18 protein-coding genes are annotated in these 21,498 nt (G+C 73.8%); 7 read left to right on the forward strand and 11 right to left on the reverse strand.

The genetic code is table 11. From position 1 onward, the window contains the following. Complete coding sequence (locus tag ACLJTM_RS25875; RefSeq protein WP_411106115.1) at positions 1-900, reverse strand: carbohydrate kinase family protein; 900 nt, start codon at positions 898-900, stop codon at positions 1-3. Further along, positions 897-1,844, reverse strand: a complete 948-nt coding sequence (locus tag ACLJTM_RS25880; RefSeq protein ID WP_411106116.1) for a pseudouridine-5'-phosphate glycosidase — start codon at positions 1,842-1,844, stop codon at positions 897-899. The genes ACLJTM_RS25875 and ACLJTM_RS25880 overlap by 4 nt, the downstream gene beginning before the upstream one ends. 216 nt (positions 1,845-2,060) lie before the next feature. Between ACLJTM_RS25880 and ACLJTM_RS25885 the strand changes: the two genes are divergently transcribed. Beyond that, positions 2,061-2,441: a cupin domain-containing protein gene (locus ACLJTM_RS25885; RefSeq protein ID WP_411106117.1), complete on the forward strand. Its 381-nt coding sequence runs from the start codon at positions 2,061-2,063 to the stop codon at positions 2,439-2,441. Here ACLJTM_RS25885 and ACLJTM_RS25890 read toward each other — a convergent pair. The 3 genes from ACLJTM_RS25890 to ACLJTM_RS25900 all read right to left on the reverse strand — a co-directional run bounded on the left by ACLJTM_RS25890 (position 2,428) and on the right by ACLJTM_RS25900 (position 5,749). Beyond that, entirely contained in the window at positions 2,428-3,855 is a 1,428-nt protein-coding gene (locus tag ACLJTM_RS25890) for an MFS transporter (protein ID WP_411106118.1), read from the reverse strand. The genes ACLJTM_RS25885 and ACLJTM_RS25890 overlap by 14 nt on opposite strands. 305 nt (positions 3,856-4,160) lie before the next feature. After that, a complete protein-coding gene (locus ACLJTM_RS25895; RefSeq protein WP_411106119.1) occupies positions 4,161-4,724 on the reverse strand; it encodes a methylated-DNA--[protein]-cysteine S-methyltransferase in 564 nt (187 codons plus the stop codon). Positions 4,725-4,846: 122 nt separating this feature from the next. Next, complete coding sequence (locus tag ACLJTM_RS25900; protein WP_411106120.1) at positions 4,847-5,749, reverse strand: glycerophosphodiester phosphodiesterase; 903 nt, start codon at positions 5,747-5,749, stop codon at positions 4,847-4,849. 258 nt (positions 5,750-6,007) lie between these two features. On the opposite strand from ACLJTM_RS25900, the gene uvrB reads away from it, so the two are divergent. From uvrB to ACLJTM_RS25920, 4 genes are all read left to right on the forward strand, one after another. Continuing rightward, complete coding sequence (uvrB, locus tag ACLJTM_RS25905) at positions 6,008-8,161, forward strand: excinuclease ABC subunit UvrB (protein ID WP_411106121.1); 2,154 nt, start codon at positions 6,008-6,010, stop codon at positions 8,159-8,161. A gap of 89 nt (positions 8,162-8,250) precedes the next feature. Then, on the forward strand, positions 8,251-8,829 hold the full coding sequence (locus tag ACLJTM_RS25910) for a TerD family protein (protein ID WP_411106261.1): 579 nt from the start codon (positions 8,251-8,253) through the stop codon (positions 8,827-8,829). A 43-nt stretch (positions 8,830-8,872) separates the two neighbouring features. Continuing rightward, the gene (locus ACLJTM_RS25915) at positions 8,873-10,825 is read left to right on the forward strand and encodes a TerD family protein (RefSeq protein ID WP_411106122.1); all 1,953 of its coding nucleotides are present in this window, start codon (positions 8,873-8,875) and stop codon (positions 10,823-10,825) included. Between the two features lie 277 nt (positions 10,826-11,102). After that, complete coding sequence (locus ACLJTM_RS25920) at positions 11,103-12,089, forward strand: TerC family protein (RefSeq protein WP_411106123.1); 987 nt, start codon at positions 11,103-11,105, stop codon at positions 12,087-12,089. Between the two features lie 8 nt (positions 12,090-12,097). On the opposite strand, the gene ACLJTM_RS25925 is transcribed toward ACLJTM_RS25920, so the two are convergent. The 3 genes from ACLJTM_RS25925 to ACLJTM_RS25935 form a co-directional block, all read right to left on the reverse strand. Then, positions 12,098-13,447, reverse strand: coding sequence for an MFS transporter (locus tag ACLJTM_RS25925; RefSeq protein WP_411106262.1), 1,350 nt, complete (start codon positions 13,445-13,447; stop codon positions 12,098-12,100). A 184-nt stretch (positions 13,448-13,631) separates the two neighbouring features. Then, positions 13,632-14,288 carry an MBL fold metallo-hydrolase gene (locus ACLJTM_RS25930; RefSeq protein WP_411106124.1) on the reverse strand — a complete coding sequence of 219 codons (657 nt, stop codon included), beginning with the start codon at positions 14,286-14,288 and terminating at the stop codon, positions 13,632-13,634. A 75-nt stretch (positions 14,289-14,363) separates the two neighbouring features. Beyond that, a complete protein-coding gene (locus ACLJTM_RS25935; RefSeq protein WP_411106125.1) occupies positions 14,364-15,059 on the reverse strand; it encodes a maleylpyruvate isomerase family mycothiol-dependent enzyme in 696 nt (231 codons plus the stop codon). A gap of 174 nt (positions 15,060-15,233) precedes the next feature. Between ACLJTM_RS25935 and uvrA the strand changes: the two genes are divergently transcribed. Then, positions 15,234-18,266: an excinuclease ABC subunit UvrA gene (gene uvrA, locus ACLJTM_RS25940; protein ID WP_411106126.1), complete on the forward strand. Its 3,033-nt coding sequence runs from the start codon at positions 15,234-15,236 to the stop codon at positions 18,264-18,266. 138 nt (positions 18,267-18,404) lie between these two features. Here uvrA and ACLJTM_RS25945 read toward each other — a convergent pair whose 3' ends face one another. The 3 genes from ACLJTM_RS25945 to ACLJTM_RS25955 all read right to left on the reverse strand — a co-directional run bounded on the left by ACLJTM_RS25945 (position 18,405) and on the right by ACLJTM_RS25955 (position 20,933). After that, entirely contained in the window at positions 18,405-19,070 is a 666-nt protein-coding gene (locus tag ACLJTM_RS25945; RefSeq protein ID WP_411106127.1) for a DUF4232 domain-containing protein, read from the reverse strand. A 181-nt stretch (positions 19,071-19,251) separates the two neighbouring features. Continuing rightward, positions 19,252-19,902 carry an NAD(P)-dependent oxidoreductase gene (locus ACLJTM_RS25950; RefSeq protein ID WP_411106128.1) on the reverse strand — a complete coding sequence of 217 codons (651 nt, stop codon included), beginning with the start codon at positions 19,900-19,902 and terminating at the stop codon, positions 19,252-19,254. Positions 19,903-20,051: 149 nt separating this feature from the next. Beyond that, entirely contained in the window at positions 20,052-20,933 is an 882-nt protein-coding gene (locus ACLJTM_RS25955; RefSeq protein ID WP_411106129.1) for a carbohydrate kinase family protein, read from the reverse strand. A 92-nt stretch (positions 20,934-21,025) separates the two neighbouring features. Between ACLJTM_RS25955 and ACLJTM_RS25960 the strand changes: the two genes are divergently transcribed. Continuing rightward, complete coding sequence (locus tag ACLJTM_RS25960) at positions 21,026-21,457, forward strand: Rieske (2Fe-2S) protein (RefSeq protein ID WP_411106130.1); 432 nt, start codon at positions 21,026-21,028, stop codon at positions 21,455-21,457. Positions 21,458-21,498 lie beyond the last annotated feature (41 nt).

A 21,498-nucleotide genomic window follows, 5' to 3' on the forward strand; every position in this document is an offset into this window, starting at 1 on the left:
CTACGGCCTGCCGCCCAGCCGGGCGACCGCCGAAGCCGCCGCCCGGCAGCCCGCACGGGCCGCGGCCGCCGGGGCCGCTCCCGCCAGCCTCGCCGCGAGGAACCCGCCGGTGAAGGCGTCCCCGGCGCCGGTGGAGTCCACCGCCACGGCCGGCTCCGCGGCGACCTCGGCCGTCACCCCGCCCGCCTCGGCGACCAGCGCCCCGGCCGCGCCCCGGGTCACCACCACCAGCGGCACCCGCAGGCTCAGCTCCGCCGCCGCCCGCCGCACCCCCGCCCGCTCCGGCAGCCCGGCCAGCAGCCGCGCCTCCTCCTCGTTGGGCAGCAGGACCTCCGCCCCCGCGACGCAGTCGAGGAAGCGCCGGGGGCCCAGCACGCGCAGGAACCCGGCCGAGGCGGGGTCCACGCTCACCGGCACCCCCCGGGCCCGGGCGGCCCGCAGCGCGAGCAGGGCCAGCTCCCTGCTGCTGTCGGCGAAGAACAGGTAGCCGGAGAGGTGCAGGTGGGCGGCGCCGTCCAGCAGTTCGGGCGCCCAGTCGGCGGGGGAGAGCCGCAGGGCGGCCCCGCTGTCGGTCAGGAAGGTCCGCTCCGCGTCCCGGCCGACCAGCGCCACCACCGTCCCGGTGGGCTCCTGGGCGTCGAGCACCAGCCGCGGCTGCACCCCCGCAGCCGCCAGCGCCTGCTCGTGCCACTGCGCGGAGCCGGTGCCCACCCGGGCGAGGAGGCGCACCTCCGCAGTCCCCGTACGGGCCGCCCAGCAGGCCGCGTTCGCCCCCGCGCCGCCCGGCAGGGTCCGGATGCGGGCGGGGGTGTCGGTGGCCGGGGCCAGTGGCTCCTGGTGCACCGCCACCACGTCCGTCACCACGTCGCCGACGACCAGCAGCGCCCCCGCCGCGGTCATGCCCGAGCCGCCCAGGCCCCCGCGATCCGGGCCCCGAGCCGCACGTTCCCCCGTACGGCCGCCAGGTTCGCCTCCAGCGAGGCCCCCTCCGTCGCCCGCACCAGGAACCCCAGCAGGAACGGGGTCACCGCCTGCCCGGTGACCCCCTGCTCCCGGCAGGCCGCGAGGGCCTGCGCCAGCACGCGGTCGTGGAGGGCCGGATCGAGCTGTTCGGAACGGGCCACCGGATTGGCCACCAGCAGCGCCGACTCCGGTCCGCCGAGCGCGTCCTGGGCGGACATCACCGCCGCCACCTCCTCGGGGTGCTCCACGGTCCAGTCCACCGGCTCCCCGGAGTCCGCCAGGTAGAAGCCCGGGAACCGGCGCGTGCGGTACCCCAGCACCCCCACCCCCAGCGTCTCCAGCCGCTGGAGGGTGGCCGGCACGTCCAGGATGGACTTCACCCCGGCGCACACCACCGTGATCCGCGTCCGGGCCAGGAGCGCCAGGTCCGCCGACTCGTCCTGGGTCTGCGCCCACTCCCGGTGCACCCCGCCCAGCCCGCCCGTGGCGAAGACCCGCAGCCCGGCCCGCGCCGCCAGGAAGGCCGTCGCGGAGACCGTGGTCGCCCCGGTCGCCCCTGCCGCCAGGGCGGGGGCCAGGTCCCGGTGGCCGAGCTTGCGCACGCCCTCGCCGCCCGCGATCCGCTCCAGCCGGGCCTTGTCGAGCCCGGCGTACGGGACCCCGTCCAGCACCGCGACGGTGGCCGGGACGGCGCCCTCCGCCCGGACCAGGGCCTCCAGTTCCTCGCCCACCGCCAGGTTGCGGGGCCGGGGCAAGCCGTGCGTGAGGATCGTCGACTCCAGGGCCACGACGGGCTGCCGCCGGTCCAGTGCCTCGCGGACCTCCTCCGACAGGACGACGGGACCGCCGGACCGGGAACCGGTTGCTGTGTGCTGTGACATGTCCCCATCCATGGCACGGGATCCCGGTCGCCAAACTCCCCTCCGCCCCACCCGCCCCGGCCTGTCCGGAACCCGCCGCCCGGCCCCCGCCACCCGGAACCCGCCGCGCGACGGCCGCGGCGTGGCCCGGGCTGGACAGGGTGCCCCGTGCGGACCGGCACCGCTGGACGTTGTGGCCACCGCGCCGGGCGGGCGGCGCGGACTAGGGTGCGGCTCATGAGCACCCGTGACCGCAGCGCCGCCGCCCCCTCCTTCGCCGTCTCCGTCATGGCGGTCCCGGACGCCGAACTGGAGGTGGAGGAGCTCGATCCGGCGCAGGTGGTCGCCGGCGAGCCGGTGGTGACGGGCAAGGTGCTGTGGGAGTCCCCGGACGGGAGGCAGGTCCGCGGGATCTGGCAGATCACCCCGGGAGTGGTCACCGACACCGAGGCCGACGAACTGTTCGTGGTGGTCAGCGGGCGGGCCACCATCGAGGTCGAGGGGGGCGCGACCCTGGAGGTCGGCCCCGGTTCCGCCTGCGTCCTCAGGGAGGGCGACCGGACCACCTGGACCGTGCACGAGACCCTCCGCAAGGCCTACCACCTCACCTGTCCGTGACACCGTCCACGGACGGGGACGGGGACGGGGAAGGGGACGGGGACGGGGAAGCGGAGGGGGAAACGGAAGCGGAAGACGAGGCGGGGGCCGCCGGCGCGGCAGCGTCCGGCGCGTCCGGCGCGGGAGCGGGCTGCGCGGGCGCCGGGTGGCGGCGCGAGGTGAACAGCGCGAGCGCCGCCATCGGCAGCAGCAGCGCGGCCCCGATGGCGTTCAGCCACCCGTAGCCCGCCTGGGACATGACCAGCCCCGCGGACGCGCCGCCCAGTCCGGCCGCGGTGTTCATGGTCAGGTCGCCGAGGCCCTGGACGGCTGCCCGCGCGGGCTGCGGCACCGAATCGGTCAGCAGCGCCGAACCGGACACCATCCCGGCGGACCAGCCCAGGCCGAGCAGGAACAGGCCGGCCGCGGTCTGGCCGTGGTTCGGCCCGGCGGTGCCGGCGAGCAGGGCGGCGACGGACAGCAGCCCGGCGGCGAGGCCGATGACGGACAGCCGGCCCAGGCGGTCCGCAAGCCACCCCATCAGCGGGGAGAAGGCGAACATCCCGGCGATGTGACCGCTGATCACCAGGCCGACGAGCTCCAGCCCGGCCCCGTGGTGGCCGAGGTCCATCGGGGTCATGACCATGATCGAGACCATGGTGGTGTGGGTCACCGCGACGGTCAGCAGGGCGAGCCGGGCCCGCGGGGACGCCTTGACGGCGGCGAACCCGGCCCGCAGCGACCGTCCCTCACGGGCCCGGTCCGCGGGGGCGGCGAGGGCCCGGGCGGTCAGCAGGGGATCCGGCCGCAGGAATACCGCGATCAGCGTGCCGGTCAGCAGGAAGACGGCCCCGGCCCAGACGAAGGGGCCGGCCGTCTGGGGGATCGAGGTGCCGGCGAAGCTCCGGCTGGCCGGGGCGGACAGGTTGGGTCCGAGCACCGCGCCGATGGTCGAGGCCCACACCACCAGCGAGATCGCCCGGGCCCGGCGGTCCGGGGCCGCGAGGTCGGCGGCGGCGAACCGGGACTGCAGGTTCGCGGAGGAGGCGGCGCCGAAGGCGGCCATGCCGAGCAGCAGCAGCGGGAAGTTCCCGATCGTGGCGGCCAGCACCACCAGGCAGGCGCCCGCCGCGCCGATCGCGTAGGCCAGCACCAGCCCCGGCCGGCGCCCGCGGGCGGTCATCAGGGCGGCGAGCGGGAGCGAGACCACGGCGGTGCCGATCACCGCGGCGGTGGAAGCGAACCCCGACACGGCCTCGGTGCCGCTGACCTCCGTCGCCAGCACCGGGGCCAGGGCGATGCTGATGGGCACGCCGAGCCCGCCGAGGATCTGGCTCGCGATCAGTACCGCGGAGGTACGCCTCCGCAGCCGGGGCAGGTCGTCGGCGGATATCTCCGCCGCCGGGCGGCGGCCGGTGGCCGGCGAGGCGCTCACGCGGCCCACCCCGGACAGGAGCGGGCGGCGGCGCGGTCGGACGCGGTGCGGGGGGCGGCGGCAGGGTCTGGGACGGCAGCGGCAGTGGTCACCGCGGCAGTTTCCCACCCCCCGCCGCAGGGCGATACCCGGCGGTCACGGGCCCGGAGCGGGCGCCGGGGGGCGCCGCCGCCCCGGCGGCGGACCGGGGCGGCGGCTCGCGGGCCGGGACGGCGGTTGGCGGCGACCGGGACGGCGGCTCGCGGCCGGGACGGCGGCGAGCGGGTCAGGGCGGCGGCGGGCGGGTCAGGGCGGCGGCCGCCGGGTCAGAACAGCGGTTGCGGGAGGACGCCCTCCAGGGCGAGCAGGATCCGCTTGGTCTCGACCCCGCCGCCGAACCCGCCGATCCCGCCGTCGTTCTCCACGACCCGGTGGCAGGCCACGACCAGGGGCAGCGGGTTCGACCCCATGGCGCTGCCCACCGCCTGGGCCGCGCCGGGCCGGCCGACACGGGCGGCCAGCTCGCCGTAGCCGACGACCGCCCCGTACGGCACGGAGCGGTCCAGTTCCCGGAGCACCTGCCGGTTGAAGCCGGAGCTGAGCCGCCAGTCCAGCGGGAGCTCGAAGCGGCGCAGCGACCCGGCGAAGTAGGCGGCCAGCTGGCGCACGGGCTCGGCCAGCAGCACCTCCTGGCCCGGCTCGGGGCGCCGGGCGTCGGCGCCGAGCCGCGAGACGAGCGCGCCGATCAGGGAGTCGACCCGGTCCGGCCCGGCGTGGAAGCCCACCTGGACCAGTCCCTCGGGGGTCGCGGCCAGGAGCAGGGGGCCGATGCCGCTGGGGACGACGGTCCATTCGAGGTGCGGCCCGCGGGGCCGCTCGGTGCTGTCCACGCGTCCACCGTACGACCCCCCACCGACAGGCCCGGCCGGCCCGGCCCGGCCCCCGCCCCCACCGGCAGCCCCCGCCCCGGCCGGGGCTGCCGGTGGGCTGCCGGGGCCGCGCCGCGGGGCCGTCAGAAGCCGCCGACGGCCTCCTGGACCACGTCGGGCGCATTGGTGATGATCCCGTCCACGCCCATCCCGGCGACCTTCCGGGCGGTCGTCGCGTCGTCCACGATCCAGGTGTCCACCTCCATGGCCCTGCCGTGCGCCCCCAGCAGGCCGTGCACCGCGGCGACCCACTCCGCCGTGATCGTGGTGTGCCACGGGTTGATCCGGTCGGTGAACTGCGCGTACCGGGGGAGGTCCGCCACCTTCGGCGTGCCCAGGAAGGCCGTCACCAGGTCCGGGCGCAGCTGGTGCACGATGCGTACGCTGTCGGCGCTGAAGCTCTGGACGACCAGCCGCTGGGAGACGTGGCGCTCGTCGAGCCAGCCGGTCTCCTGCAGCAGTTCCAGGGTCTGCTTCTCGATCCCGGGGTAGAGCTCCGGCTTCTTGATCTCCAGGAGCAGCCGCTGCTGGTTGCGCTGCACGCGGACCATGTACTGGCGCAGGGTCGGCACCCGGGCCCCGGCGAACTCCGCTCCGAACCAGCTGCCCGCATCCAGCCGGGCGATCTCCGCGGCCGTGAAGTCCTTGACCTTCCAGGGGGAGCGGTCCGGGAACAGCTGCTCCACGTTCGTGGTCCGGGCCAGGGTGTCGTCGTGGATCACGACCAGTTCGCCGTCCCGGGTGCGCTGGACGTCGTTCTCCACCCAGCGGAAGCCCAGCCGCACGGCGAGGTCGATCGAGGCAAGGGTGTTCTCCGGGGCGTACGCCGAGGCTCCCCGGTGGGCGTACACGACGGGTCCCGACAGCCCGTCCAGCGGGCCCCCGGCGGAGGCGGAGGCGGCTGTGGAGCCGAGCACGGTGCAGGTGAAGCCCAGCAGGGCGGTGAAGGCGGCGGCTGCCGCTGCGGCGGGTCGGACGACGTACATGTGCGTTCTCCTCGGGTCGTGAGCCCTGGTCCTGCGTCAGGCATGTGCGGAACGACAGACGTTGCGGCGGGGCACCTCACCGGGGAGCCTGCACCGCGATCATGGGGTTGAAGATCACCGGGCCGCCACCGAACTACGACAAACGGACCAGAACGAATGAGATCCGCCCGGCCCGGTCCACGGGGGCGCGACCCGCCGGACCCGGCGCGGGGGCCGTCGGCGCGCGTGAGTGTCAGTGGGGGGTCGTACGGTGGAGGCATGCGGCCCGTATCGAAGATCGAACGCACGGTGGCGCCTTTCGAGGTCGTCAGCCCCTACCAGCCCAGCGGCGACCAGCCGGCGGCCATCGCCGAGCTGGAGAAGCGCATCCGTGCAGGTGAGAAGGATGTCGTCCTGCTCGGTGCGACCGGCACCGGCAAGTCGGCGACCACCGCCTGGATGATCGAGAAGCTCCAGCGGCCCACCCTGGTCATGGCGCCCAACAAGACCCTCGCCGCCCAGCTGGCGAACGAGTTCCGTGAGCTGCTGCCGAACAACGCCGTCGAGTACTTCGTCTCGTACTACGACTACTACCAGCCCGAGGCCTACGTACCGCAGTCGGACACCTACATCGAGAAGGACTCCTCGATCAACGAGGAGGTGGAGCGGCTGCGGCACTCCGCGACGAACTCGCTGCTCACCCGGCGCGATGTGATCGTCGTCGCCTCGGTGTCCTGCATCTACGGCCTCGGCACCCCGCAGGAGTACGTGGACCGGATGGTCTCGCTCAAGATCGGCGACGAGGTCGACCGGGACCAGCTGCTGCGCCGCTTCGTCGACATCCAGTACACGCGCAACGACGTGGCCTTCACCCGGGGCACCTTCCGGGTGCGCGGCGACACCATCGAGATCTTCCCGGTCTACGAGGAACTGGCCGTCCGCATCGAGATGTTCGGCGACGAGATCGAGGCCCTCTCCACCCTGCACCCGCTGACCGGCGAGGTGATCAGCGACGACCGCGAGCTGTACGTCTTCCCGGCCAGCCACTACGTCGCCGGTCCCGAGCGGATGGAGAAGGCGGTCCGCGGCATCGAGGCCGAGCTGGCCGAGCGCCTCGCGGAGCTGGAGAAGCAGGGCAAGATGCTGGAGGCCCAGCGGCTGCGCATGCGCACCACCTACGACCTGGAGATGATGCGCCAGATCGGGTCCTGCTCCGGCATCGAGAACTACTCGCTGCACATGGACGACCGCGAGCGGGGCTCCGCGCCCAACACGCTCATCGACTACTTCCCCGAGGACTTCCTCCTGGTCATCGACGAGTCGCACGTCACCGTGCCGCAGATCGGCGCCATGTACGAGGGCGACGCCTCGCGCAAGCGGACCCTGGTCGACCACGGATTCCGGCTGCCGTCGGCGCTCGACAACCGGCCGCTGAAGTGGGAGGAGTTCCAGGAGCGGATCGGCCAGACCGTCTACCTCTCGGCCACCCCCGGCAAGTACGAGCTCTCGCGCGGCGACGGCTTCGTCGAGCAGATCATCCGCCCCACCGGCCTCATCGACCCCGAGGTCGTCGTCAAGCCCACCGAGGGCCAGATCGACGACCTGGTGCACGAGATCCGCCGGCGGGTGGAGAAGGACGAGCGGGTCCTGGTCACCACCCTCACCAAGAAGATGGCCGAGGACCTCACGGACTACTTCCTCGAACTCGGCATCCAGGTCCGCTACCTGCACAGCGACGTGGACACGCTGCGCCGCATCGAGCTGCTGCGCGAGCTGCGGGCCGGCGAGTACGACGTCCTGGTCGGCATCAACCTGCTGCGCGAGGGCCTCGACCTGCCCGAGGTGTCCCTGGTGGCGATCCTCGACGCCGACAAGGAGGGCTTCCTGCGTTCCGGGACCTCGCTGATCCAGACCATCGGCCGCGCGGCGCGCAACGTGTCGGGCGAGGTCCACATGTACGCGGACAAGATGACGCCGGCGATGGAGAAGGCCATCGAGGAGACGAACCGGCGCCGCGAGAAGCAGGTCGCCTACAACACGGCCAACGGGATCGATCCGCAGCCGCTGCGCAAGAAGATCAACGACATCGTGGCCACCATCGCCCGCGAGGAACTCGACACCGAGCAGCTGCTCGGCACCGGTTACCGGCAGGGCAAGGACGGCAAGGCCGCGAAGGCCCCGGTCCCCGCGCTGGGCGGCAAGGCGGCCGCGGGCAAGGGTGCGAAGGGCGCCAAGGGTGCCAGGGGTGCAGCCGCCGCCGAGGTGCTCACCGACCGGCCCGCCGCGGAACTGGCCGCGCTCATCGAGCAGATGACCGAGCGGATGCGCGGCGCTGCCGCCGAGTTGCAGTTCGAGGTGGCGGCCCGGATCCGCGACGAGGTGGGCGAGCTCAAGAAGGAGCTGCGACAGATGAAGGAAGCGGGCCTCGCCTGACCGGAACCGGGTCAGTAGGGTTGTGCCTCAGCCGCAGGTACATGCTGCGCGCCCGTTAACAGGGGCGGGCTATGGAGAGGGGACAGTACGTGACGGTCAACATGACCAAGGGTCAGGCCATCAGTCTGCAGAAGGCGGACGGGGGGACGCTGACCGCGGTCCGGATGGGCCTCGGCTGGCAGGCCGCGAAGCGCCGCGGGCTGTTCGGTTCGCGGACCCGTGAGATCGACCTGGACGCCTCGGCGGTGCTGTTCGCCGACAAGCAGCCCGTGGACGTCGTGTTCTTCCGGCACCTGCAGAGCGACGACGGCTCGGTCCGGCACACCGGCGACAACCTCGTCGGAGGCGCGGGCCAGGGCGGGGACGACGAGTCGATCCTCGTCGACCTGCAGCGCGTGCCGGTGCACATCGACCAGATCGTCTTCACGGTGAACTCCTTCACCGGCCAGACGTTCCAGGAGGTGCAGAACGCGTTCTGCCGCATCGTCGACGAGACCAACGGCCAGGAACTGGCCCGCTACACCCTCGACGGCGGCGGCCAGTACACGGCGCAGATCATGGCGAAGGTGCACCGTGCCGGTGCGGGCTGGCAGATGACGGCCCTCGGCAACCCGGCCAACGGCCGGACGTTCCAGGACCTGATGCCGTCGATCCTGCCGCACCTGTAGGACGTACGGAACAAGAGAAGAAAGCACGGGGGAGGGCTGCACGATGACGGCCGAACTGGTCCGGGGGCAGAACCACCCCGTGTCCCACAGCAGGGTGGAGGTCAGGGTCTCGGCGGGCACGCCCGTGCTCGCCCTGGCCTCGGCCTTCGACGACGACGGCCGGCTTCCCGGCCCGGCCGCGGTGGCCCATCCCGGCGCCCGGCAGCTGCCGGGCCTCCAGGTGCCGGAGGCGGTGGCCCGGCAGCACCGGATCGCCGTCGACCTCGACGCGGTCGAGGCGGCCGTGCACCGGGTCGGGGTGCTGCTCGTCCTGCCGCCCGGCGGCCCGGCACGCTTCGGCGAGGTCGCCGCCTCGTACGTGTCCGTGGCCGGCCCGGACGGCGCCGAGCTGGCCGGCTACACCCTGACCGGGCTGGAAGCCGAGACCGCGGTGATAGCCCTGGAGCTGTACCGGCGCCAGGGCGCCTGGAAGGTCCGCGCCGTGGGACAGGGCTACGCCGGCGGCCTGTCCGCACTGCTCGCGGACGCGGGCCTGCCCGCCCCGGCCGCCGCCGAACTCGCCGCCACCGCCACCGGGCTCACGCCGTCCGGGGACCTCACCCTCGCAGCGCTGCCCACGGGCGCCGCACCCACCGTCCCGCACGGGCTGCGCGCCCCGCAGGACGCAGCGGCCGCCCCCGTGGCCCCGCCCGTCCCGCCGGACCCGCTGCCCGTCCCCGCGGCCCCGTACCCCGGGGCGCCCGGTCCCGCCGGCGAGGGCGCCGGATCCCCGCCCACCATCAGCTACGCGCACCCGCGCCGCCGCCGCACCAGCACCGAGCCGCCCGAGCCCGCGCCGGCCGCTCCGGCGCCGGAGCCCGGCCGACCCCCGGTGCCCGTCGCCGGGGACGCCTCCGGCTGGTCCATGGAGGAGCGGCTCTACAACCAGGTGTGGGGCATGTTCGAGGACATGGCCCGCTCGGTCGCCGCCTACCGCAGCGCCGTGGAGTTCGCCGACTCCCGCAGGGACCGCGAGCTCGACGAGGCGCTGTCCGACCCGCGCCACCGCCTGGGCGGCTCCGGCCATGCGGCCCGTGACACCGCCCGGGCCCGGCGCGACGAACTCGTCGGACAGGCCCAGGCCGTCCTCGACCGGGACCTCGCCCAGCTGACCGCCGAATGCGGGGTGGTCGAGCCCGCGCTGCCGGCCTCGTACGCCCGCTGGGACAATCCCGTCTGGCACGGCCACCGGATCCCCGAGGAGGGGCCGCTCGCCGTGCGGCTGGGCGACCTGCACCTGCCCGAGCGGCCCGCCCTGCGCATCCCGATGCTGGTCCGGGTGCCGCTGGAGCGCGGCCTGTGGATCGACAACGGGCGCACCGGCTCCGAGGCCGCGATGACCATGGACACCGACCGGCTGCGCCGGGCCGCCATGGACATGGCCGTCGCGCTCGCGGTACGGCTGCTGGCCGTCCATCCCGGCGACCGGTTCTCCGTCCATGTGATCGACGCCGCCGGAGCGGGGGCCGCCTCCCTGGCGCCGCTGGTACGCGCCGGGGTGCTGGCCGGGCCGCCCGCCGCCGGGGCCGCCGGGGTCACCCAGACCCTGGCGGCGCTGACCCGCCGGGTGGACCTCGTCCAGATGGCGCTGCGGGCCGGCGCCCCCGAGGACCTGCCGCCGGACGTGGACACGGCCGAGCAGCTGCTGATCGTGCACGACTTCCCGCACGGGTTCGACGACCGGGCCGTCACCCGACTGCGCTACCTGGCCGACGAGGGCGCGGCGGTCGGCGTGCACCTCCTGATGGTCGCGGACCGCGACGAGGCCTCGGCGTACGGGCCGCTGCTGGACCCGCTGTGGCGCTCGCTGATGCGGCTGTCCCCGGTCCCGGACAACCATCTCGCCGACCCCTGGGTCGGCCACGCCTGGACCTTCGAGCCGGATCTGCCCCCGCAGGGCAGCCGGGTCCTGGAGCAGGCCCTGGAGCGGATCGCGCAGGCCCGACGGCGCCGCTGACCGGGACGGTCGGCGGCAGCCGGATGACCTGCCGCTGACCAGTCCTTGGCATTCCCTTTACCCAACGGGCCTTCCCCGGGTAGGCTGTGTCGTGCGGAGGGGAGTATTCCTGCTTTCCTGCTACGGCGTTCCCGTCAATACGGACCCTTGCGGTGCTACGACACGCACCCGGTCCCGGGGCGTCGGCCCACGGCCTCCAGGCCGCCCGGGTGGAAGAGACCTCCGGCAGCGATGACGCTGACGATGTGCTGAGCCATCCGCCGGAGGCGTGTTTACCGTGGAAGTTTCCTGGACCCTGTGGGCGCTGACCATTCTCGGTCTGTCCCTCCTCATCGGCGCCGATTTCTTCATCGGCCGCAAACCCCACGACGTATCGATCAAGGAAGCGGGCACCTGGACGGTCGTCTGGATCGCCCTCGCCGGACTCTTCGGCCTCGGCCTGTGGTTCTTCGGCAACGGCCAGGCCTCCCAGGAGTTCTTCGCCGGCTTCATCACCGAGAAGTCCCTGAGCGTCGACAACCTCTTCGTCTTCGTCCTGATCATGGCGAAGTTCGCGGTGCCCTCCCACCTCCAGCAGCGCGTCCTGCTGGTGGGCGTGCTCATCGCCCTGGTACTGCGCGCGATCTTCATCGCGGCCGGCGCGGCCATCATCGCCAGCTTCTCCTGGGTCTTCTACCTCTTCGGCGCCTTCCTGATCTACACCGCCTGGAAGCTGATCCAGGAGGCCCGCAAGGACGAGGACGACGAGGAGTTCGAGGAGAACCGCCTCCTGAAGTCCGTCGAGAAGAAGTTCGGCGTCGCCGACCGGTACCACGGCACCAAGCTCTTCATCCGGAGCAACGGCAAGCGCGTCCTGACCCCGCTGATGGTGGTCATGCTGGCCATCGGCACCACCGACGTGCTGTTCGCCCTGGACTCGATCCCCGCGATCTTCGGCCTCACCCAGGACCCGTACATCGTCTTCACCGCCAACGCCTTCGCGCTGATGGGCCTGCGCCAGCTGTACTTCCTCATCGGCGGCCTGCTCAAGAAGCTGGTCCACCTCAGCTACGGCCTCTCGATCATCCTCGGCTTCATCGGCGTCAAGCTGGTGCTGCACGCCCTCCACGAGTCCGGGGTGCACGTCCCGGTGATCTCCATCCCGGTCTCCCTCGGCGTCATCTGCGGCGTCCTGGTGATCACCACGATCACCAGTCTCGTCGCCTCCAAGAAGCAGGCGGCGGCCGAGGCCGCCGACGAGCGCCCCGAGAGCATCGACGCCTGACGGGACGCTCACCCGGACACCCCCCGGGCGGGGGCGGCCTCCGCGGCCGCCCCCGCTCCGGCGTCCGCGGCCGTTGCCGTACCCGCCCCGGGACCCGGCCGCCGGCGCACGATCCGCGGGTTCGTCTCGGGGAGCAGCGCGAAACAGCCCAGGCTGCACAGCGCCACCGCCGTCAGGTACCCGGCCACGCTCCACGGCGGGCCGGAACCCGCCGCCAGCGCCGTCGCCACGACCGGGGTCAGCGCCCCGCCCAGCACGCCGCCCAGGTTGTAGCCCACGGCCGCGCCCGTGCAGCGGATCCGCGCGGGGTAGAGCTCCGGCAGGTACGCACCCACCACCGCGAACATCGTCACCATGCCCAGCAGCGCCCCGACGAAGCCCAGCGTCATCAGCACGGGATCGCCCGTGCTCAGCAGCGCCACCAGCGGGAACATCCACACCGCGCAGGCCGTGCAGCCGGCCAGGCACAGCGGCCGCCTGCCGTGGCGGTCACCCAGCACCGCCACCAGCGGGGTCACCAGCCCCTTCAGGGCGACCGCGCCCATGACGCAGGCCAGGACCACCGTGCGGCCCAGCCCGAGGCGCTCGGTGGCGTACGCGAGGGACCAGGTGGTGACCGCGTAGAACACCGCGTACCCCACCGCGAGCGCCCCGCCGGTCAGCAGGAGCAGCCGCCAGTGGCCGCGCACCACTTCGGCCAGCGGGGCCTCGGCCCGGCGGCCGGCGCCGGCCAGCGCGCGGAACGGGGGGGTCTCCTCCACCGAGCGGCGCAGCCACAGCCCGGCGAGGGCCAGCAGCCCCGCCGCCCAGAACGGGACCCGCCAGCCCCAGGAGCGGAACTGGGCGTCGCTCAGCGCGGCGGACAGGGCGAGGACGATGCCGTTGGCCAGCAGGAACCCCACCGACGGGCCGATCTGCGGAAAGCTCGACCACAGTCCGCGGCGCCGCTCGGGGGCGTGCTCGGCGGTCAGCAGCACCGCCCCGCCCCATTCGCCGCCGAGGCCCAGCCCCTGGAGGAAGCGCAGCAGGAGCAGCAGGGCCGGCGCGGCCGTACCGATCGCGGCGTACGTCGGCACGCAGCCGACGGCGACCGTGGCCAGACCGGTCAGCAGCAGCGAGCCCAGCAGGACCGGGCGCCGCCCGTGGCGGTCGCCGATGTGGCCGAAGAGGGCCGAGCCCAGCGGGCGGGCGAGGAAGCCCACGCCGAAAGTGCCGAAAGCGGCGAGGGTCCCGGCGAGCGGGGAGAAGGAGGGGAAGAAGAGCGGGCCGAGCACGAGGGCGGCGGCCGTTCCGTAGACGAAGAAGTCGTAGAACTCGATGGCGGTCCCGGCGAGCGAGGCCGAGGCGAGGCGCAGCATCCCGGGCGGAGCGGGGGCGGGGCGGCCCGGGGCCCGGGAGAGGACCGGGGCCGGGGAAGGATCTTGGTGCATGGAGCAGCAAATACCCGTTCCCCGGCTGTCAGGAGGTGCGTTTGCGCCGCCATGACCGGAAGGAGTGCACCGCGCACCGCGCGTTGACGCGGTGCGGGGCGCGGTCCCCGTGCTACCAGCCGCGCTCGCGCCATTCGGCCAGGTGCGGCCGCTCGGCGCCGATGCTGGTGTCGTTGCCGTGGCCGGGGTACACCCAGGCCTCGTCCGGCAGCTGCTCGAAGAGCTTGTGCTGGACGTCGTCGACCAGCGAGGCGAAGGCCTCCGGGTCGCCCCAGGTGTTCCCCACGCCGCCCGGGAACAGGCAGTCCCCGGTGAACACGTGCGGGTGCCCGTGCGGGTCGTCGTAGACCAGGGCGATCGAGCCGGGCGTGTGGCCGACCAGGTGGCGCGCGGTCAGCTCGACCCGGCCCACGCGCACGGTGTCCCCGTCGGCGACCGGCACGTCGGTCTTGACCGGGATGCCCTCGGCGTCGTGCTCGCCCGCGTAGGTGGTCGCGCCCGTGGCCTCGACCACGTCCTGCAGGGCGCCCCAGTGGTCGCCGTGCCGGTGGGTGGTGACGACCGACTCGATGCCGTCGTCCCCGATCAGGGCCAGCAGCGCGTCCGCGTCCGCCGCCGCGTCGATCAGCAGCTGCTTGCCGGTGGCCCGGCAGCGCAGCAGGTAGGCGTTGTTGTTCATCGAGCCCACCGCGACCTTGGAAATCATCAGGTCCGCGAGTTCGTGCACGTCGGCCGGACCGCCGACCTTGACCGCTCCGCTGTACGTCATGTCTGTGATCCTAAGGGTGTCGGGGCCGCTGGGGGTGGTGGTGCCGGTCGGCCCGGCCGATCGCCGGGACGCCCCTCAGAGCGGGGGGAGGACGGGCAGTCCGTCGCCCGCCTCGACCGTGAGGCCGGCGCCCTTGCGGCCGCGGCCGGCCAGCCAGCCGAGCAGGTCCTCCGGGCTGCCGGCGAGGACGACCGGGGCGCCCTCGGAGCCGCCGGTGTGCCAGACCCGCTCGGAGCCGTGCGCCCGCAGGGTCACCGGCGGGACCTCCGGGCGCCCGGACCACCGGTCGGCGAGGAAGGTGGTCTCGCGCTCCGTGAACTCCCGGGGCAGGTCGCCGAGCCCGTAGCCGATGTCCAGGTCGACGTGGTGCAGGGCGACCTCGACCCAGCGGCGGAAGGGCACGTTCGAGGCCAGGTCGGTGACCCCGTTGCGCAGCTCGACCGTGCGGGACCAGTCCTGGTCCTGCTCGGTGGTGGCGGAAAAGCGGGCCCCGGAATCACGGAGGTCCGCCAGGTGTTCTTCAAGAGGCCGCCCGGCGTCCCGGGCGATGTCCGCGTCGCGCGCGGCGGCGCTCGCGTACATGGGGCGGCCCTCGAAGACGTTGACGAGCGCGTCCGCATTGCGTGCGAGGTGCGCCAGGACGTGCCCGCGGCTCCAGCCGGGAAGGTGTGACTCCCCGGCCAGGGCGGCGTTGTCCAGTTTTCCGACAGCGGTCAGCAGTCGGTCCGTGGCCTCACGTACCGATCGCAGGTCGTGCACATGATCAGTCATGGCTCCGAGCCTAGTGCGCGGGGCCTTCGGCCACACGATCGGGTGAAGCCGTCCGCGGAGTGCCGTAATTCGAATGTGCGTGCTATACGCTCGGAAGTCCATCGACCCAGACCATTGCAGCGGCGCCCCCCATACCCTGGGACGGGGGCCCGTGCCCCCGCTCTCTCAAGAAAGGTGCGGACCGGCGTGACCGACCGTCTCATCGTTCGTGGCGCTCGCGAGCACAACCTGAAGAACGTCTCGCTCGACCTGCCCCGCGACTCACTCATCGTCTTCACCGGACTCTCCGGGTCGGGCAAGTCCTCCCTGGCCTTCGACACGATCTTCGCCGAGGGCCAGCGCCGCTACGTCGAGTCGCTCTCGTCGTACGCCCGCCAGTTCCTCGGGCAGATGGACAAGCCCGACGTCGACTTCATCGAGGGCCTCTCCCCGGCCGTCTCGATCGACCAGAAGTCGACCTCGCGCAACCCGCGCTCGACCGTGGGCACCATCACCGAGGTCTACGACTACCTCCGCCTGCTGTTCGCCCGCATCGGCAAGCCGCACTGCCCCGAGTGCAGCCGCCCCATCTCGCGCCAGTCGCCGCAGGCCATCGTGGACAAGGTGCTCGCCCTCCCCGAGGGGAGCCGCTTCCAGGTGCTCTCGCCGCTGGTGCGCGAGCGCAAGGGGGAGTTCGTCGACCTCTTCGCCGACCTGCAGACCAAGGGCTACAGCCGGGCCCGGGTGGACGGCGAGACCGTCCAGCTCTCCGAGCCGCCGACGCTGAAGAAGCAGGAGAAGCACACCATCGAGGTGGTCATCGACCGCCTCACGGTCAAGGACAGCGCCAAGCGCCGGCTCACCGACTCGGTGGAGACCGCCCTCGGCCTCTCCGGCGGCATGGTCATCCTGGACTTCGTCGACCTCGCCGAGGACGACCCCGAGCGTGAGCGGATGTTCTCCGAGCACCTCTACTGCCCGTACGACGACCTGTCCTTCGAGGAGCTGGAGCCGCGCTCCTTCTCCTTCAACTCGCCCTTCGGCGCCTGCCCCGAGTGCACCGGCATCGGCACGCGCATGGAGGTGGACCCGGACCTGATCATTCCCGACGAGGAGAAGTCCCTCGACGAGGGCGCGGTCTCCCCGTGGTCGCTCGGCCACACCAAGGACTACTTCCAGCGGCTGATCGGTGCGCTCGCGGGCGAACTGGGCTTCCGCACCGACATCCCGTGGGCCGGGCTGCCCCTGCGGGCGAAGAAGGCCCTGCTCTACGGGCACAAGACGCAGATCGAGGTCCGCTACCGCAACCGGTACGGCCGTGAGCGGGCCTACACGACCGCCTTCGAGGGCGCCGTGCCCTTCGTCAAGCGGCGCCACTCGGAGTCGGAGAGCGACGCCAGCCGCGAGCGCTTCGAGGGCTACATGCGCGAGGTGCCCTGCCCCACCTGCCAGGGCACCCGGCTGAAGCCGATCGTCCTCGCGGTGACGGTGATGGAGAAGTCCATCGCCGAGGTGGCCGCGATGTCGATCAGCGAGTGCGCGGACTTCCTGGGGCGCATGCGCCTGGACGCCCGTGACAAGAAGATCGCCGAGCGGGTGCTCAAGGAGGTCAACGAACGACTGCGGTTCCTCGTGGACGTCGGCCTGGACTACCTCTCCCTCAACCGCGCCGCCGGCACCCTCTCGGGCGGGGAGGCCCAGCGCATCCGGCTGGCCACGCAGATCGGCTCCGGCCTGGTCGGCGTGCTCTACGTCCTCGACGAGCCCTCCATCGGCCTGCACCAGCGGGACAACCACCGGCTGATCGAGACCCTGGTCCGGCTGCGGGACATGGGCAACACGCTCATCGTGGTCGAGCACGACGAGGACACCATCAAGGTCGCCGACTGGATCGTGGACATCGGCCCGGGCGCCGGCGAGCACGGCGGCAAGGTGGTGCACAGCGGTTCGCTGAAGGAGCTGCTGAAGAACACCGAGTCGATGACCGGCCAGTACCTCTCGGGCAAGCGGTCCATCGCCATCCCGGACGTGCGCAGGCCCGTGAACGGTGAGCGGAAGCTGACCGTCCACGGGGCCAAGGAGAACAACCTGCGGGACATCGACGTGTCCTTCCCGCTGGGCGTGCTCACCGCGGTCACCGGCGTCTCCGGGTCCGGAAAGTCGACGCTGGTCAACGACATCCTCTACACGCACCTGGCGCGCGAGCTCAACGGCGCCCGCTCGGTGCCCGGCCGCCACACCCGGGTCGACGGGGACGACCTGGTCGACAAGGTGGTCCACGTCGACCAGTCGCCGATCGGCCGGACGCCCCGGTCCAACCCGGCGACGTACACGGGCGTCTTCGACCACGTGCGCCGGCTCTTCGCGGAGACCATGGAGGCGAAGGTGCGCGGCTACCTGCCGGGCCGCTTCTCCTTCAACGTGAAGGGGGGCCGGTGCGAGAACTGCTCCGGCGACGGCACGATCAAGATCGAGATGAACTTCCTGCCGGACGTCTACGTCCCCTGCGAGGTCTGCCATGGCGACCGGTACAACCGGGAGACGCTGGAGGTCCACTACAAGGGCAAGTCCATCGCCGAGGTCCTGAACATGCCGATCGAGGAGGCGCTGGACTTCTTCGAGGCGGTGCCGACCATCGCGCGCCACCTGCGGACGCTGAACGAGGTGGGGCTGGGCTACGTCCGCCTCGGCCAGTCGGCGCCGACCCTGTCGGGCGGCGAGGCGCAGCGCGTGAAGCTGGCCTCGGAACTCCAGAAGCGCTCGACGGGCCGGACGGTGTACGTCCTGGACGAGCCGACGACCGGCCTGCACTTCGAGGACATCTCGAAGCTGATCAAGGTGCTGTCGGGGCTGGTGGACAAGGGCAACTCGGTGATCGTCATCGAGCACAACCTGGATGTCGTCAAGACCGCGGACTGGGTCATCGACATGGGTCCGGAAGGCGGCTACGGCGGCGGACTGGTCGTGGCCGAGGGCACGCCGGAGCAGGTCGCCTCGGTCGGGGCGAGCCACACCGGCAAGTTCCTGCGGGACATCCTCGGCGCCGACCGGGTCTCCGACGCGGGTGCGCCCCCGGCGCGGACCGCGGCGAAGAAGGCCCCGGCCAGGAAGGCGGCCACCGCCAAGACGGCCGCGGCCAAGCGGAGTGCCGCCCCGGCGAAGACGGCGGCGGCCGCCGCGAAGAAGGCCGCCCCGGCGAAGAAGGCCACCCGGGCCCGCAAGGCGTAGCCGTCGCACGGCGCCCGACAGCGAGGGGCCCGGCCGTCCGCCGGGCCCCTCGCCCGTCCGCCGGGGTTGCCGTCCGGCCGTCGTGGTCGCCGTCCGGCCGTCGTGGTCGCCCGTCCGCCGGGGTCGCCGGTCAGGGCGTCAGGACGGCTTGGCGGAGGACCAGGCGGTGACGGTCACCCGGTCGTCACAGAAGGCGAACACCCCGTCGTCCATGGCGATCTGGTGCTTCCCGGCGGCGCCCGCGCCGATGACCAGCGTCGGGTGGGAGGCCGGGGTGGCGCCGGAGGCGCAGTAGCCGTCCGCCTCGCCCTGGACCTGGACGAAGGTGAGTTTGGTCCAGGCGCGGGCGCCCGGGGCCAGCAGGACCTCGGCGGCGGCCGGACCGGTGTGGGTGGTGGCCAGCGGCTTGTTCTTCTCCGGCGAGCCGTTGCCCGCCGCCGCGACCGTCGGGTCCCCGGACACCGTGCAGGGGGCCGCGGAGGTGTTGGTGACGGAGACGACCGCGGCCCCGGTTCCGGTGCCCGGCGGACGGACGTCGGCCTGGTGCCCCTCGGAGACCTTGACGGCCCCGGCCGTGCAGGGCTTCTTCGTCACGCCCCCGGCCCCGCCCGGCGAAGCACCGCCCGAGGGCGACCCGCCACCGGTGGGCGTGGGCCCGGCCGGCTGCGAGGCCGCGGGCGGTGCGGCAGGGGCGCCGGCCCCGCCGGTGTCCCCGGTCGGCGTGCAGCCCGTCATCACGGCCGCGGCCGCCAGGGCCGTCGCCAGGGCAGCCGCGCTCCGGCCGATGCCTGCTGTGTACTGCATGGGTGCTCCCGAGGCTCAGGACCGGTTCCGCACCGGCACTCGCAGGCAGGGACACGGTCCCCTGCCCCCAGCAGGTTCCCGCCGCACACCGCTGTGGCGGTTCCGTGACGCGCCCATGACGAACGGTGACCACCCCGGCGCCGTACACCGGGTCCGCCCCGCGGCGGAACGAGCCCGTGCCTCAGGTGGCGACGCCCACCGCCCGGCAGACGGTGGACGGGTCGTCCAGGGCGGCCAGGAGGGCGTGGGCCACGTCCGCGCGGGGGATCGTGCGGCCGCCCGGGACGTTGCCGCCGACCACGCGCCGGTAGGTGCCCGTACCGGGGCGGTTCAGCAGGCGCGGCGGGCGGACCACCGTCCACCGCGCCGTGCTGGCGGCGAGGGCGGCCTCCATGACCGCCAGGTCCGCGTACAGGTCCCGCAGGACCCGCCGCAGGACCGGGAGGAACACGGCACGCGCGAAGAAGTCCTCCCCCGGCACGTCCGGGCCGACCGGCGCCGCGCTGACGGCCGCCAGCCGGGTCACCCCCGCCCGGTCCATCGCGGCGAGGACCGCCCGCAGCGCCGGGCCCGTCACCGGAGCCGCCTTGGCCTGCCGGTTGTTGGCCGAGCCCAGGGCCGAGACCACCGCGTCGCGTCCCTCCAGCACGTGCACGAGCGCTTGCGCGTCCGTCAGGTCGCGTACGACCGCCACCCGGAGCCGGTCGTGGGGGACCGCGGCCAGCCGGGCCGGGTCGCGGACGACGGCCGTCACCTCGTGGCCCGCGGCCAGCGCCTGAGTGACGACCTCCCGGCCCACGCCGCCCGTGGCCCCGAATACGGTGAGTTTCATGGCGGCGAGTCTCTCAGGCCCCGGCGGAGCCGCAGCAGGATCCGGCTCGACCCCCGGCAGCCGCCCCGGCCGTCCCGTCCCTCGGCCGCCCCGGCCGCCGGCCCGCCGCCTCGGCCACCGGCAGCCGGGCTGCTCGCCGGCTCGCCCCGTCAGTCGGCCAGTTCGGCTGCGTACGGCGGCTCCGCACCCGCCCGGCTGCAGGTCACGGCTGCCGCGTGCGCGGCGTGCCGCAGGACCTCCGGCCAGTCCACCGGTCCGCCCGGGTCGGCCGAAAGCCGGTGCAGCAGAGCGGCGTTGACGGTGTCGCCCGCCCCGATCGTGTCCGCCACGGCCACCCGGCGGGCCGCCACCGAATGCTCCGCCCCCTCGCGGGTCCACACCGTCAGGCCGTCCCCGCCCCGGGTCAGCACCACCGCCGACGGCCCCGCCGCCAGCCAGTCCCGTACCCCGCCGCCCAGCCAGCGCGCGTCCTCCTCCGACAGCTTCAGGACGTTCGCGTACGGCAGCAGGCGGCTCAGGAAGCGGGCCCGGTAGGCGGCGGGGTCCGCGATCAGCGCGGGGCGGATGTTGGGATCCAGCAGGGTCAGCAGCCCGCGCCGCGACTCCCGGCGCAGCAGGGCCTCGTACGCGCTCGCGCCCGGCTCCAGCACCAGCGAGCAGGTGCCGAGACCGAGGGCCCGGGCGCCCGGCGGCAGCGCGGGCGGCAGGGTGAACAGCCGGTCCGCGGTGCCCTCGGCGTAGAAGCCGTAGGAGGCCGAGCCGTCCGGTCCCAGCGAGGGGACGGCGAGGGTGGTCGGCTCCGGTCCGCGCTGCACCAGCGACAGGTCCACGCCGGCCGCCCGCAACCCGGCCAGCAGGGTCTCCCCGAAGCCGTCCGCCGAGACCCGGGAGCAGAAGGCCACCTCCGCGCCGAGCCGCCCCAGCGCCAGTGCGGTGTTGTACGGTCCGCCGCCCGGGCGCGGCAGCAGGGCGCCCGGCGGCCGCGCCACGGGCACGAGGTCGATCAGGGCTTCTCCACCGACGACGATCACGCGGGGGAAGGTACCCCATCCGGCGGCGGTATCGTCGGGAGGACCGGCCCCGCCCGTCCGTGCCGTCCGTCCCTTCCGTCCAGGAGAACCCCATGCCCGCGTCGCCGTCCCCCGCCCGCCGCACCGTCCTGCGGGGCGCCGCCGCGCTCGCGGGGGCCGCGGGAGCCGGAGCGGCGCTCACCGCCTGCTCCACCGCCACCGACAGCGGCGGCGGCACCCCGGCGACGCCCACCGCCCCGGTGGAGCTCGGGGCCGCCGCCGAGGTTCCGGTGGGCGGCGCGAAGCTCTACCGGGAGCGGAAGCTGATCGTCAGCTGCCCGGCGCAGGGCGAGTACAAGGCGTTCAGCGCCCAGTGCACCCACGCGGGGTGCGTCCTGGACACGATCGACGAGGGCGAGGGCAACTGCCCCTGCCACGGCAGCCGCTTCGACGCGGCCACCGGCAAGGTGCTGCGCGGCCCGGCCACCGAGGCGCTGCCGGCCGTCCCGGTGCGGGTCGAGAACGGCAACCTCATCGCGGGCTGAACGGCCCCGGGCGCACCGGGACCGTGCGCCCGAACCGGGCG

Source organism: Streptomyces sp. cmx-4-9 (genome assembly GCF_046548835.1).
In the GTDB taxonomy this organism is placed as follows: Bacteria; Actinomycetota; Actinomycetes; order Streptomycetales; family Streptomycetaceae; genus Streptomyces.